Source organism: Aquimarina acroporae (assembly GCF_023195925.1).
Taxonomy (GTDB): Bacteria; Bacteroidota; Bacteroidia; order Flavobacteriales; family Flavobacteriaceae; genus Aquimarina; species Aquimarina acroporae.
Genome location: NZ_JALPRE010000018.1, coordinates 83,560 through 97,323, shown reverse-complemented (window position 1 = coordinate 97,323; position 13,764 = coordinate 83,560). Strand labels below are relative to the sequence as shown.

Here is a 13,764-nt window from a genome sequence, read left to right as displayed (position 1 = left end):
TTCGTTATTTTTAAAGAACAACTCTTAAATCGCTCACCAATGAATACGACATATGAATTACAGAAATTTTACGGAGCCGATGATCAAAAGGAATTTGGTAAAAAATTATTATCCATAGTCCCACACTTACACCCATATGTAAAGCATCGATTATATATTGCTGAAAGCGTTGGTATACTACCTCAAAATATGTATTGTTCTAGTGGAATTATTGACGACGCTATATTAAAACTCTACTATGATGATCTTGATATAGAAATTGACACATTAACTCTAGAATTACAGCTTTTTAAAATTGCCGATGATCTTATTGATGATCTCTATAATAAGGAAGGCTGGCATCAACGTAGTATTAGTACTAATTACTTTCTAAAAAACGAATTAGAAAAGCTTGAAGAAACATATACTGTTGAAGCAGATAATGAATTAATAATGAAAGAAGATCTCGACGACATTTGTTACCACCAGAGCGTAGAAAACAAGCAAAACTTCATTTATGATGATTTAGATTCTGAAATTTTAAAAATTATAGACTCCGAACCCTCCACAGATTTCAGAAAGCAGAAACTACTGGGTAAATTCTACAGTTGGTTACCCATGGAAACTTCAAAAATTATTGATTTATTTATTTTCGGAAAGTTAAATTTCGAAGAAATTGCTACTATTAAAGATCTAACTGCAACTGAGGTTAAGGAAACTATTATCAACGTTAGAAAAAGTTTCCGTAAAAATTTGATTTAACTTTTTACAGACATTGTTTAACCTTTAAGTATTAAAGGCTTTCCAAAACTTCCCTCATTGCTTTTGCTTTTAGCAAACATTCTTCATATTCCTTATCAGGATTAGATTTTGCTGTAATAGCACCTCCAACAGTATATGAAATATATCGTTGTTCCTCGTTATACAAAATGCTTCGTATTACTACATTAAAATCAAAATCTCCTTCAGGCGAAAAATATCCTACAGCACCACTGTATAATCCTCTTTTAGACTCTTCCAAATTTTCTATGATTTGCATCGCCGAAATTTTTGGTGCTCCTGTCATACTTCCCATAGGAAAGGTGGTTTTAATGACATCCACAGGTGATATTGTTTCATCAATTTCAGAAACTACCGTAGAGATCATTTGATGTACTTGCTTAAAACTATACACCTTACACAACTCTTCAACCTTAACCGAACCTTTTAACGCAGTTCGGGACAAATCATTTCTTACTAAATCGACAATCATAACGTTTTCAGATCGCTCTTTTGGATCCTCATGAAGCTCCGTTGCAAGATTATCATCCTTCTTCGGGTTTTCTGCTCTTTTTGCCGTTCCTTTAATAGGTTGAGAAATAATTTTACACCCCTCTTTTCTTAGATATCGTTCTGGCGAGGCAGACAATAAATATGTCCCATGATTTTTAAAAAAAGCTGCAAACGGAGGCTCTGAAATGTCATTTAAATGATGATAGGTATACAACGGATCAATACAACTGTCTTTTGCAAAAAACTCTTGACAAAAATTGGCTTCATAAATATCTCCACGTTGGATATGAGCCAACATTAGTGCTACTTTTTCTTTATACACATCCTTGGTCATGCCAAGGCTAATTTTAATTTTCCCGCAAGAATTGTCTTTCTTTTCAGATATATCAAGTGTTTCAGAAAATGAATGAATGGTATCTAGATCGGTTTCTATTTCATCATCAACCATTCTTAGGTATTGAATTTCTAACTCATTGCCTTTTAAAAGAATTAGTTTCTTAGGTTGAAAAAAGAACAAATCTGGAAAATAAAGATGATCATTATTTTCTGATCGTAAATCTTCTACATCATTTTTCAGATCATACGAAAGATATCCAAAAATCCAATCTGATGTTTGTTCCTGATATTCTTTGAGTGCATCAAATGCGTTAAAATAGTCGGTTTTAACTGAGGTAAAAGCATCTACTGCCAATACTGCATCATAGCTCGAATATGTTTGGTTATAGTTATTTGAATCTAACCATACTACCTCATCAAATCTTTGTGCCCATTGTAGTAGTTTAATCTTAAAAGCTAATGGGTTTTCAATATTATATTTCTGATGTATGCGCACGTATTCAATTAAATTTCATGTGCAAAAGTACTTATAACTTGCTTTAATCCCAATGAAAGTGTTTCATCAATTACAGTTTCAGATTCTACAGAGAAATTATCATAAAAAGAAGGAAAACTAAAACTCTCTATAATCTCTCCTCCAAAACGAGGAAAAATACTTTTTGCATATTCAAGAGCGGTAAGCCCTCCTCTTTTCCCTGGCGACGTGCTCATTAATAATATTTTCTTACCTTCTAGAAAATTACGATCTAAACGAGATAACCAATCAATAATATTTTTGAAAAAAGCACCAAAACTTCCGTTATGTTCATTTACGGAAATGATTAAAGCATCAGCTTCTGAAATTTCTTGATTCAATCCCATTACCATCGCCGGAAAACCTTTTTTTTCTTCGTCCTCACTATACATAGGCATTGCATAACTATTCAAATTAAGAACCATAATATCGTGTTCTTTAATTTCAGAAACTACATGTTTAACTAATTTATGGTTGATTGATGTACCGCTGTTAGAACCGGCAAAAGCAAGGATTTTTTTCATTTTTTGTTTGATTTGAATTTCAAAAGTAACCAAAATGCCTACAGTCGCAAAATAAGTCTACCTTTGTACCATCAAAAAAATAAATCAATTGACTTTTCGAGATTTAAACTTAAGTACCCAGCTTCTTAATGCTCTTGATGATTTGGGGTATGAAATTCCAACTCCAATCCAGGAGCAATCTTTTTCTGTGGTCATGTCTGGTAAAGATGTGGTAGGTATTGCACAAACTGGAACAGGTAAAACCTATGCCTACATGCTTCCTATTCTTAGAATGCTTAGATATTCTGTACAGCAGAACCCAAGAGTACTGGTATTGGTGCCAACTCGTGAATTGGTTGTACAAGTAGTTGATGAAATTGAAAAGCTTTCTACATATATCAATGTTCGTATCACTGGTGTTTATGGTGGAACTAATATCAATACTCAAAAACAAACCGTTGCGCAAGGGTTAGATATTATAGTGGCTACTCCGGGGAGATTATACGATTTGGCAGTAAGCAGAGCGTTACAATTAAAGTCGATCCAAAAGTTAGTCATTGATGAAGTAGATGTCATGATGGATCTTGGGTTTCTACATCAACTCATGAATATATTTGATATTTTACCTCAGCAAAGGCAAAATATTATGTTTTCGGCTACCATGACCGAAGAAGTCGAAGATATTATTTCTGAAATATTTGTAAACCCCAAAAAAGTCTCTATAGCCAAAAGTGGTACTCCTCTTGAAAACATAAAACAAGGATTATACTCGACGGCAAATTTCTATACCAAAGTAAATCTCTTAGAGCACTTGTTAGCCAACGAAGAAGAGTTTCAAAAAGTATTGCTCTTTGTCGCCAATAAAAGAATGGCAGATCGGTTGTTTGAAAGATTTGAGCGCACATTCTCCGAGCAATGTGCCGTTATACATTCTAACAAAACTCAAAATTACCGACTGCGTAGTATCGAACAATTCGAAAGTGGTGAGCAACGCATACTCATTGCTACAGATGTAATGGCACGCGGGCTAGATATAGACGATATTTCTCATGTTATTAATGTAGATACTCCTACCTACCCAGAAAACTATATGCATCGTATTGGTAGAACTGGTAGAGCTCAAAAGCAAGGGGTTTCATTAATTTTGGTTACAGAACAAGAAGAAGAATCTGTAGAAAATATTGAAGCTCTAATGGAAATGAAAATCGAACGATTTGATTTCCCAGATCGTGTTGAAATTTCTACTGAACTTACTCCCGAAGAGCAGCCAAAAATTAAAGAAATATACAATCCCACCAAACGCCCCAAAGATGAAGAAACTGGAGCCGCCTTTCACGAAAAAAAGGAAAAAAACAGAAAGGTTAATCTTGGAGGAAAATACAAACGAGAAATAAAAAAGAAATATAAAAAACCTAAGACCAGAGGAGATAAAAACTACAACAAAAAGAGAAAAAGAAAATAAGTTACACTTGTAACAACTAACCCTGTACATCACATAATGAAAGACCAATTCAAAAAGTCAATCTTATCCAATAGAAGTATTCAAGAATATATTTACTTGTCCTATCTCTTTCTCTTACTAGTGGGGACTCTTAGTTATTCGATTTTTTATGCCTTCCTAGATATCAATATCATTAATTACTCCAACGTACTAGATATATTGTTAAGTCCCATTGTAATATTAACAGAAAATATAAAGACTCCTTTGGTAATGGGAGGGTACATCGCTATCATTCTTTTAGTATTCTCAATATTGAGAAAGAGAATTAAAAAGTCGTTACAAAAAGATCTTTCAGATGAAAAGAGAAATAAATTAACCAAAAGTTACAATTCTTTTAAGAATGCAATGTTTGTAATTCCGATAGCCGGAACATTAGGTTTCTATTTGGGTTATGCTATTGCTGGTGGAATGAAAATGAGCAAAAGAATACAAAATGGAGACTTCGAAGTGAATCGCTTACTAGAGTTTTCTAATGGAGATTCGAAAAAAGTAAAATTGATTGGGCTAAACAGTCAATATATTTTTTATGTTTTGGAAAACGAAAGAAAAATATCGATTTCTCCTATTTCAGGAAATCTAAAAACAGTACAACATATAGATCAATAGGGGTTAACTTCTATATACATGTCTTAATTTATAGTATACTACTTTGGTCTTGCTTACCAAAAAAGGATTTCATTGTAGTTATAGTTTTGGGGATTTTTTCACACTATTTTTCCAGATTCTGATCTCATAAGTTTTAAATTTGATATTGGAAGTGAAACGTTTTGGAAGCATCCAATTTTTAGATTACACTATTTCATTATTCAAATCTGGTCCCTAATGAATCAAACAAACGATCAAAAAAAGAAAAAATCAAAAGTAAGCATAGGTAAAGCTTTTAAGACCATTATTTGGCCAAGGAAAAGTTTGGTATTTATAGGCCTTATTCTTATCGTTTTTAACCGAATAGCCGGGTTAATCCTACCCTGGAAAAGTAAAGCATTACTAGACGAAGTAATCCCTTCAAAAGACCTCGGACAATTATATGAACTACTTATCATAGTAGGTATAGCAATACTTGTACAAGCGACTTCTTCATTTCTTCTTACCAGAATCCTAAGCGTACAAGCACAATATCTAATATCGGAGTTAAGAGCACAAGTACAAAAAAAAGTACTTTCTCTACCTATTAGTTTTTTTGACAACACTAAGTCAGGAGCATTGGTATCAAGAATCATGAGTGATGTAGAAGGAGTTCGTAATTTAATCGGTACGGGATTGGTACAAATGGTAGGCGGTGTATTCACAGCGATTGTTTCATTAGGAATACTTATCTACATCAACCCTTGGATGACACTTTTTGTATTAGTGCCAGTTAGCTTATTTGGTATTGTGGCATTAAAAGCCTTTAAATACATACGACCTATTTTTAGAGTACGTGGTGAAATTAATGCCGAGGTAAAAGGAAGATTGACCGAAACCCTGGCTGGAGTTCGTGTAATTAAAGGGTTTGGCGCTGAAGAACAAGAACATAAAATTTTTGAAAGCGGAGTACATCGTTTGTATCAAAATGTAAAGAAAAGTTTAACTGCTACCGCTCTAATGACCAGTTCATCTACCTTTTTACTTGCCGGAATTGCATCTACAGGTATTATGGGTATTGGGGGGTATTACATGATGCAAGGAGAAATGACCACAGGTGATTTTTTATTTTTCACCATGGTTCTCGCCTTTATGATCGCTCCTATTGTACAAATGAGTAATATCGGCAGTCAACTCACTGAAGCACTTGCAGGTTTAGACCGAACTGAAGAGTTAATGAATATGGACCCAGAGGAGGACGCCCTTAACAGAACTATACATCTTAATGGAATTGCAGGTAACATTGTATTTGATGATGTTAGTTTCTCCTATGAAAAAGGAAAAGAAGTTCTGCATAATATTAGTTTTACAGCAAATTCTGGTACAGTAACGGCTTTGGTTGGTAGTTCGGGATCTGGTAAATCTACCATCGCTGGGTTGGCAGCTACTTTTTTAAATCCAGAATCAGGTACTATTACAATCGATACTCAAGACTTATCAAAAGTAAATCTTAATAGTTATCGTAAAAACTTAGGAGTTGTGTTACAAGACGAGTTTTTATTTGAAGGTACTATTAGAGAAAATATTTTGTTCCCTAGACCAAATGCTTCAGAAGAACAGCTTCAACAAGCTGTTAAAGCAGCATATGTTAATGAGTTTACCGACCGCTTTGATGATGGACTCAATACTCTAATTGGAGAACGAGGCGTAAAGCTCTCAGGAGGACAACGCCAACGCATAGCCATTGCCAGAGCCATTCTTGCCGATCCCAAAATTATCATTTTAGATGAAGCTACTTCTAATCTAGATACCGAAAGCGAAGCTTTAATTCAAAAGAGTCTCGCAGAATTAATGAAAGGCCGAACAACTTTTGTTATCGCCCATAGACTAAGTACTATTAAAAAGGCAGATCAAATCTTAGTAATTGAAGCCGGTAATATTGCTGAACGTGGAACTCATGACGAATTAATTGCTGCCGAAGGAAGATATTTTGATCTATATACTTACCAGGCTCGAATATAGAATATTAATTTTCGAATGCATATGTTGATATAACGAACCAATAACGACTTACTACATAAAGTAAGTCTATGAAAAAGTTATTAGTTCTCATTGTTATACTTCAATTTGGAGAAATATATTCACAAAAATCAACAGTACCCGATAAAGAGTCTTATGAGTACTTTCTAGATTTTTTTACTTCCAGAGATTCTGGAATTCATCAAACTGCGCTTAATTACATAGACCGTAATTGGTCTGACCATTTTGAGATACTAGCAATTGAATCTTTATATTTCCTCAAAAGCCCTTCCACCTCACAAAAACTAATGCGTATTCTCGAGAGAAAAACCAAGAAATATTATTCCTACGATTTTGATTCTTGGTATGATTATATATGGAACAAGAAACAAACTTATCTCCCCTCTTATTTTATATTCAAAGCTACATTGCATAGAGGTATCGATAATCGTTTTGCCAAATATTTTTTGGATCGTGATACACAGTCTACCATTAGATTAGACGAAGTTCGCTGGGGTGGAGTTATTCAGGATGGCATCCCTCCTCTTCGTAATCCAGAAATGATCCAGGCTTCTCAGGCTACATACTTGGATGATGACAATATTATTTTCGGAATTTCTATCAATGGAGACACAAGAGCCTACCCTAAACGTATTCTGGCTTGGCATGAAATGTTTACCGATAAGGTTGGAGGAGTCGATGTCGCAGGAGTATATTGTACACTATGCGGTACGGTAATTCTATATAAAACCGAAAAAGATGGTATAAAATACGAACTTGGCACCAGTGGTTTTTTATATCGATCTAATAAATTGATGTATGACAAAAAAACACAATCTCTTTGGAATACCCTTTGGGGTAAACCGGTACTTGGCCCCTTGGTTGGAAAAAGGATAGCGTTAGACTATTTAAGCGTAGTTACTACTACATGGGGTGAATGGAAAAAACGTCATCCCGAAACCAAAGTATTGTCCCTAAATACGGGACATCGTAGGGATTATGGCGAAGGTATAGCTTACAAAGATTATTTTGCTACCGACGATCTAATGTTTACAATTCCAAGTACAGATCGAAGATTAAAAAATAAGCAAGAAATTTTAGCTATCAGATTACCAGATAAAACTGAAGAGAACATTGCTATTTCTTCCAAGTTCTTGCGAAAAAATCACATTTATGAAGGGACGATTAATAATCAAAACTTTGTGGTTTTTACCGATAAAAGTGGAGCGCATAGAGTGTATTTTAGTGAAGGTATAACCTTTACTTCATACGATCAGGAATCTGCGGTAATAGATACTAGTGGAAATTCCTGGTCTCTTGATGAGAACCATATGAAAAATATCACCTCCAATAAAATTCTGAAAAGATTACCTACGCATAATGCATTTTGGTTTGGGTACAAAGCTGCTTTCCCCAAAGTTAAATTAATAAAATAACCCCTACAGTTTAGGGGCTATTTCCATTGATTATTCGTGTAAATGAATTGACTAGACCACTTGTGGTATCGCTGCTCTAAGTTCTTTGGCTGCAATAACCATAGATTTTAAAGCTTCCTTGGTTTCTTTCCAGTTTCGGGTTTTTAAACCACAGTCTGGATTAATCCATAATTGATCTTTAGGGATATACCCTTGTGCTTTTTGAATTAAACCTACGATTTCCTCGGTTTTCGGTATTCGAGGAGAGTGAATATCATAAACTCCCGGACCTATATCATTAGGATATTTAAAACCTGCAAATGCATCTAGTAATTCCATTTGAGATCTTGAACATTCGATGGTAATTACATCTGCATCCATATGTGCAATGTGATCTATAATATCATTAAACTCAGAATAGCACATATGGGTATGTATCTGTGTATAATCCTCAACCCCAGACGACGAAATTCTAAAAGCATCAATAGCCCACTTTAGATATTGATTCCATTGGTCTTTTAACAAAGGGAGTCCTTCCCTCATTGCTGGCTCATCAATTTGAATCACCTTAATTCCTGCACTTTCAAGATCCTTTACCTCATCTCTAATTGCCAAAGCTATTTCTGCACATGTCTCTGATCGAGGTTGATCATTTCTAACAAAAGACCATTGTAAAATCGTAACTGGTCCTGTTAACATCCCTTTTACCGGCAAAGGAGTTAGAGACTGAGCAAATTTTGACCATGAAACAGTCATTTCTTTCTTTCTACTCACACTACCATAAATAATTGGTGGTTTCACACATCTAGACCCATAACTTTGTACCCAACCGAATTTGGTAAAGGCAAACCCTTTTAATTGTTCTCCAAAGTACTCTACCATATCATTACGCTCAGCTTCACCGTGTACCAAAACATCTAAACCGAGCTCTTCCTGTATTTGTATGGTTTTTCCAATTTCACTTCTCATATAATTATCATATTCAATTTTCGAAATTTCTTTTCTTTTGAATTCTGATCTCTTTTTACGAATGTCTTTCGTTTGAGGAAATGAACCTATAGTAGTTGTAGGGAAATCTGGTAGTCTAAGAATTTCTTTCTGTTTTGTTTTTCTAGCTAAAAATTCAGACTTACGACTTTTATCTTTAATTGTTAGCTTAGAAACCCTCTTTCTGACCTGCTCATCGTGTAATATCTTTGAGTTTCTTCTGCTATCTATACAAGCACTATTATAGCTAAGTGCGATAGCTGCATTTTCATCTTCAGGATACAAAACACTTACTCGTAAAGCAGATAGTTCACCTAATTTTTGTTTTGCAAACGATAGCCATTGTTTGATATTAGAAGGTAAGTCTTCATTTTGCATTTCTAAATCAAGATCGCAAGGTGTATGCAATAAAGAACATGAAGGGGCAACCAAAACATTCTCTACTCCTCGTACATTCACTGCTTTTAAAATCGTTTCTATAGATGCTTTATAATCATTTTTCCAAATGTTCCTTCCGTCAACAATCCCTAGAGACAGTTGCATCTCTTTAGGCAACTTTTCTAAAACAATATCAAGCTGCTTAGGGTCACGAACCAGATCAATATGCAAAATATCGAATTTCAAATCTTGTGATATCAGTTCTAAATTGGTTGTAACACCTTCAAAATAAGTAGTAATCATAAACTTAACATCAGGAAAACAAGCTTTCAATTCATTATATACTTCTTTATATACTTGTTTTATTTCTGAAGAAATGTCAAGTGCTAAAAAAGGCTCATCGAGTTGAATGCATACCGCGCCAAGAGCAGCTACTTTTTTAATAATACTGATATACACCGGAAGTAGATTCTTAATCAGTTCTATTCTGTGAAAACCTGATTCTTTTTCTTTCCCCAGTAATAAGTAGGAAATGGGCCCTAACAAAACCGGCTTAGTAATAAGACCATATTGTTTGGCTTCATAAAACTCATCAATAACCTTTGTAGAAAACAATTTGAATTCCTGATCTTTATAAAATTCAGGGACGATGTAGTGATAATTAGTATCAAACCATTTTGTCATTTCCATCGCAGTTACATCAAAAATTCCTTTTTGGTATCCCCTTGCCATGGCAAAATATAAATCCAATACAGGGATCTCTTCTGTAATTAATGCTTGATACCTTTTTGGTATGGCGCCCACGGTCAATGACATATCAAGAACCTGATCATAAAACGAAAAGTCGTTTGAGGGAATTAAATCAATATTGGCATTTTTCTGTAATTGCCAATTGTGTTGTCTAACGTTTTTCCCTACCTGAATTAGGTTTTTGTAGGTAGTCTTGCCAGACCAGTACTCTTCTAAAGCTTTTTTTAGCTCTCTTTTACTACCAATACGCGGGTAGCCTAGATTGTGTGTAAGCATAGTAACATTTTAAAAATTAGTAATAATTCTTAAAATTCTTTTAGTAAACTCACTAAGTCTTTCGTATTTGGCAAGAAGAAAAATAAAGCCATAGAGATATTCATCGCATAAGAAAGCGATAAATACATCAAGCTTAACTCCTACTTCAAATCGCGAAAGTATAGTCAATTCAATAATAGGCAGGTCTCCTGGCTTATAACATTTTTATCTTCCTTCCCATTCTATTTTACAAGAACAGTGGATTCTAAATTGATAAAAACTATATAGTTATTTACAGTTGCGCGACAGCTCATGATTTTCACATGATTCCCTATTAATCTACAATTACGTAAAACCTATATTGGTTGATGAAGAATTTATGTAAAGAACTTTATCTCTAGTAAAAGTACCACAAATATTCTCGAAACCTCCTTAAAATTTCTACAAAGTGTTTATTATTAAACTATTCTAATTTAAAAGCAATATTACCTTCTGAATTAATAATTTTAAGCGGAGTTGGTTAAAACTAATTTCGGATTAATTCTGTCGTCTTCCCTCCTAGTTGCAGGATCATTTTATTTTCTGAAGGGAAAAATTCGATTTTCACTCCAACTTCATCAGACTGAAATTTATTCTTCTCATGGGATTCAACAGGAAAAGTTGGTCCGTTTTTAGCGTTAACTACGAGTACATCCTTTTCTTGGGTCATTTTAATTTCAAAAGGAAACACCTCTGCCGTATATGTACCCAAATAAGGCACTAACTCCTCAGGTGTTAGCTCTAATGCTGGTTTAAACTCTGGAAAGTCATAAGGTGCTCCAAAATATATTTTCGCTACTCCCATTAACACCTCTGTTAATCCTAGAACCACTCCATTTGAAACATAGGTCATCACCAGATTTTTGCCAGGTATATAAATCGCCAATGATTGAAACCCATCAATACCTCCTGAGTGACCATAATTCTCTCCTTCTTCATATGGAAATTTCATAAGTCCTAAACCAAATCTATCTTTTAACTGTTTCATTTTGGATAATGATTCATCAGACACCAATTTCCCTGAAAATAGTAAATGATAAAACATAGCCACGTCTTTGGGGGTAGCTATTATTGCACCAGCCGCAGCGGGTACACTCATATTTGTTTCCGGTTGTATCACCCAATCGGCATGGTAGCGATACGAATTTGCCTCATTATTGTTGATATCGATTTTACCCCCATATTTAGTAGTATTCAAATTGTACGGAATCGTAATTCTTGATGCTAAAATTTCAGCATAACTTTTCTTTTCTATATCCTCGAGTATATATCCTAAGAGCAAATAATTAGTATTAGAATATTTTGCTTCCTTATTGGGTTTAAATTGTATTTCCTTTTTCACAATACGATCCATCATTTCTTTTCGTGTATTGGGAACAAGCATCCATTTTCTAAAATCTTCATCATTGGTAATGTTATAAAGCCCACTTCTATGCCGTAACAAATGTTCGATTGTTATTTTATTGGCATTAGGCACTTCTGGAAAGTAAGTGCTTAAGGTAGTCTCTAATGTAAGTTTTCCTTCGTCAATTAATTGCATAATAAGAGTAGCAGTGTACGTTTTGGTTATAGAACCAATACGATATTTGGTCTTATTATCGGCCAATATCTTTTTTTCTGCATCGACATAACCTATTGAACGTGTATAAACCTCTTTTCCCTCTTTAAGAATAGATACACTCCCCATAGCCTTATTTTTCTGTTCTAACAATGTAAAAAGGCTATCCAGTTTCTGATCATCAAATTTTTGCGCGGTCAAGCTTAAATTGCAAACAACACAACTTATAACTATAAATGTTTTAATGAGTCTCATTTTTTATAAAATTATATGTACCGTTTTTCGGTAAGATGAATATTTATTTTATTGGTAATCTGAAATAAACGATTTCAACTTTTCTGTATCGGTTAAAAGCTCTTCTACCATCTGTAGGCTATCATTTTGTTTATATAATCCTTCTGAATTAACCAACACATGAAAAGGGATTCCTGAAAATCCTAATTTTCGCATAATTTGAATTTCATTTCCATTAGTATTCAACTGAAAACCCTTGGGATTATTTTTATCTATATACGATCTCCATTTTTGCACATCGTGATCAATCGAGATATCTATAAATACCACATCATCTCTTCTAGTATACTTATCTTTAATTTGATCTAGAGTAGGTTTTTCCCTTAGACATGGAGCACACCAAGTGGCCCAAAAATTCACGAATAACGTCTTGTCTCTAAAATTTGACAATGAAATTGTATTGTTCTGAGGATCAACCAAGGTAAAACTAGGAAACTCAGATTCTGCTTTCTTCGCGAAATCCCAAACTATACTTGCATTAACCAATGTTCCATCAAATTGTTTTCTGAAGTTCTCTTTCTGAAGGATTAACGGCTGAGAAAACATAAAACAAATAAGTGCTCCTGTCATGGTCAAAAACAACCATTTCTTATTTCTGTTTTTTATTTCATGCCTAGTTAATAGTAACGTAGTTATTGCAAAAATCAAGAGCACAATGATAAACGGAAAATAAAAGTACCTGAATGGTTTAAAAACCACTAGTGCAACGAGTACAACCGGTAAAAGTTTTAATGAAGTATTTTTGTTAATACGTCCTGACAGATAAAATCCTAAGATGCAAGCCAAAATAGCAATCCATCTTAGCATTGAGAATTCATAAATAACTTTTGCATAACGAAGAGACAAAAACACTGTAACAATCGCAGCAATCGCAACGACTATTCCTAAAAGGATTTTAAAAATTTCTTTAATCATTACTAAAAAGATTAAGAATAATTACTAAGATTCCTTCTGTATCCAAATAAAAATGGTCGTAGCGGCTCTGGAAACTACAAATACAAAACTCCCGAACAGCGTTGGTAATGCCGACACCTTTAGTCCACCCGCCAACATATTGGTTGAAATATCACCTATCATGTCTATTCGATCCAATGCCTCTATTAACCCAATGAGTTGCCCCAAAATACCCCAAACTAAAATTAACAACCCTAAGGAATTAATTAGCTTTATGTATTTTGTAGAAAATCGTTTTTCCTTAAAGAATACCAATACATTTCTAACAATTAAGAAAAGTATCAGTAAAAGGGTCATCAAAATTGGTACCATAAAAAATAACCCTCCATCATGTAATAAATGAAGAATATGTGCAAATGCAGAATGATCTTGCGGTTGAATGAAGAATAATAATGTCATATTGAATATATTAAATTAAAAATATTTTTATAATCTTCGAAAATGGC

General features: G+C 34.0%; 11 protein-coding genes and 1 riboswitch. Of the genes, 5 read left to right on the top strand and 6 right to left on the bottom strand.

Annotation, left to right across the window (positions count from 1 at the left end; all coding sequences use genetic code 11):
• Positions 1-39: 39 nt before the first annotated feature.
• A complete protein-coding gene (locus tag M0D21_RS20905) occupies positions 40-741 on the top strand; it encodes a hypothetical protein (RefSeq protein ID WP_248333134.1) in 702 nt (233 codons plus the stop codon).
• Positions 742-772: 31 nt separating this feature from the next.
• Here M0D21_RS20905 and pabB read toward each other — a convergent pair whose 3' ends face one another.
• The gene (gene pabB / locus M0D21_RS20900; protein WP_248333131.1) at positions 773-2,083 is read right to left on the bottom strand and encodes an aminodeoxychorismate synthase component I; all 1,311 of its coding nucleotides are present in this window, start codon (positions 2,081-2,083) and stop codon (positions 773-775) included.
• Positions 2,084-2,091: 8 nt separating this feature from the next.
• On the bottom strand, positions 2,092-2,625 hold the full coding sequence (locus M0D21_RS20895) for an NADPH-dependent FMN reductase (protein ID WP_248333129.1): 534 nt from the start codon (positions 2,623-2,625) through the stop codon (positions 2,092-2,094).
• 88 nt (positions 2,626-2,713) lie between these two features.
• On the opposite strand from M0D21_RS20895, the gene M0D21_RS20890 reads away from it, so the two are divergent.
• From M0D21_RS20890 to M0D21_RS20875, 4 genes are all read left to right on the top strand, one after another.
• Positions 2,714-4,066: a DEAD/DEAH box helicase gene (locus tag M0D21_RS20890; RefSeq protein WP_248333127.1), complete on the top strand. Its 1,353-nt coding sequence runs from the start codon at positions 2,714-2,716 to the stop codon at positions 4,064-4,066.
• Between the two features lie 36 nt (positions 4,067-4,102).
• A complete protein-coding gene (locus M0D21_RS20885; RefSeq protein WP_248333126.1) occupies positions 4,103-4,711 on the top strand; it encodes a hypothetical protein in 609 nt (202 codons plus the stop codon).
• A 216-nt stretch (positions 4,712-4,927) separates the two neighbouring features.
• Positions 4,928-6,691 (top strand): ABC transporter ATP-binding protein, encoded by a 1,764-nt coding sequence (locus M0D21_RS20880; RefSeq protein ID WP_248333124.1) that lies wholly within the window; start codon positions 4,928-4,930, stop codon positions 6,689-6,691.
• Positions 6,692-6,759: 68 nt separating this feature from the next.
• On the top strand, positions 6,760-8,124 hold the full coding sequence (locus tag M0D21_RS20875) for a DUF3179 domain-containing protein (protein WP_248333122.1): 1,365 nt from the start codon (positions 6,760-6,762) through the stop codon (positions 8,122-8,124).
• Between the two features lie 51 nt (positions 8,125-8,175).
• On the opposite strand, the gene metE is transcribed toward M0D21_RS20875, so the two are convergent.
• The 4 genes from metE to M0D21_RS20855 all read right to left on the bottom strand — a co-directional run bounded on the left by metE (position 8,176) and on the right by M0D21_RS20855 (position 13,717).
• Positions 8,176-10,494: a 5-methyltetrahydropteroyltriglutamate--homocysteine S-methyltransferase gene (gene metE / locus M0D21_RS20870; RefSeq protein WP_248333120.1), complete on the bottom strand. Its 2,319-nt coding sequence runs from the start codon at positions 10,492-10,494 to the stop codon at positions 8,176-8,178.
• A 161-nt stretch (positions 10,495-10,655) separates the two neighbouring features.
• A riboswitch (cobalamin riboswitch) is annotated at positions 10,656-10,848 on the bottom strand.
• A gap of 151 nt (positions 10,849-10,999) precedes the next feature.
• Positions 11,000-12,325, bottom strand: coding sequence for a serine hydrolase domain-containing protein (locus tag M0D21_RS20865; RefSeq protein WP_248333118.1), 1,326 nt, complete (start codon positions 12,323-12,325; stop codon positions 11,000-11,002).
• A 48-nt stretch (positions 12,326-12,373) separates the two neighbouring features.
• Positions 12,374-13,279 (bottom strand): TlpA disulfide reductase family protein, encoded by a 906-nt coding sequence (locus M0D21_RS20860; RefSeq protein WP_248333116.1) that lies wholly within the window; start codon positions 13,277-13,279, stop codon positions 12,374-12,376.
• A gap of 24 nt (positions 13,280-13,303) precedes the next feature.
• Positions 13,304-13,717, bottom strand: coding sequence for a MotA/TolQ/ExbB proton channel family protein (locus M0D21_RS20855; protein ID WP_248333114.1), 414 nt, complete (start codon positions 13,715-13,717; stop codon positions 13,304-13,306).
• Positions 13,718-13,764 lie beyond the last annotated feature (47 nt).

What these genes read in the sequence shown, in the direction of transcription:
- M0D21_RS20905 (WP_248333134.1), top strand. Translation starts at nt 40, where the DNA reads ATGAATACGACATATGAATTACAGAAATTTTACGGAGCCGATGATCAA.
- M0D21_RS20895 (WP_248333129.1), bottom strand. Translation starts at nt 2,625, where the DNA reads ATGAAAAAAATCCTTGCTTTTGCCGGTTCTAACAGCGGTACATCAATC.
- M0D21_RS20885 (WP_248333126.1), top strand. Translation starts at nt 4,103, where the DNA reads ATGAAAGACCAATTCAAAAAGTCAATCTTATCCAATAGAAGTATTCAA.
- M0D21_RS20880 (WP_248333124.1), top strand. Translation starts at nt 4,928, where the DNA reads ATGAATCAAACAAACGATCAAAAAAAGAAAAAATCAAAAGTAAGCATA.
- M0D21_RS20875 (WP_248333122.1), top strand. Translation starts at nt 6,760, where the DNA reads ATGAAAAAGTTATTAGTTCTCATTGTTATACTTCAATTTGGAGAAATA.
- metE (WP_248333120.1), bottom strand. Translation starts at nt 10,494, where the DNA reads ATGCTTACACACAATCTAGGCTACCCGCGTATTGGTAGTAAAAGAGAG.
- M0D21_RS20865 (WP_248333118.1), bottom strand. Translation starts at nt 12,325, where the DNA reads ATGAGACTCATTAAAACATTTATAGTTATAAGTTGTGTTGTTTGCAAT.
- M0D21_RS20860 (WP_248333116.1), bottom strand. Translation starts at nt 13,279, where the DNA reads ATGATTAAAGAAATTTTTAAAATCCTTTTAGGAATAGTCGTTGCGATT.
- M0D21_RS20855 (WP_248333114.1), bottom strand. Translation starts at nt 13,717, where the DNA reads ATGACATTATTATTCTTCATTCAACCGCAAGATCATTCTGCATTTGCA.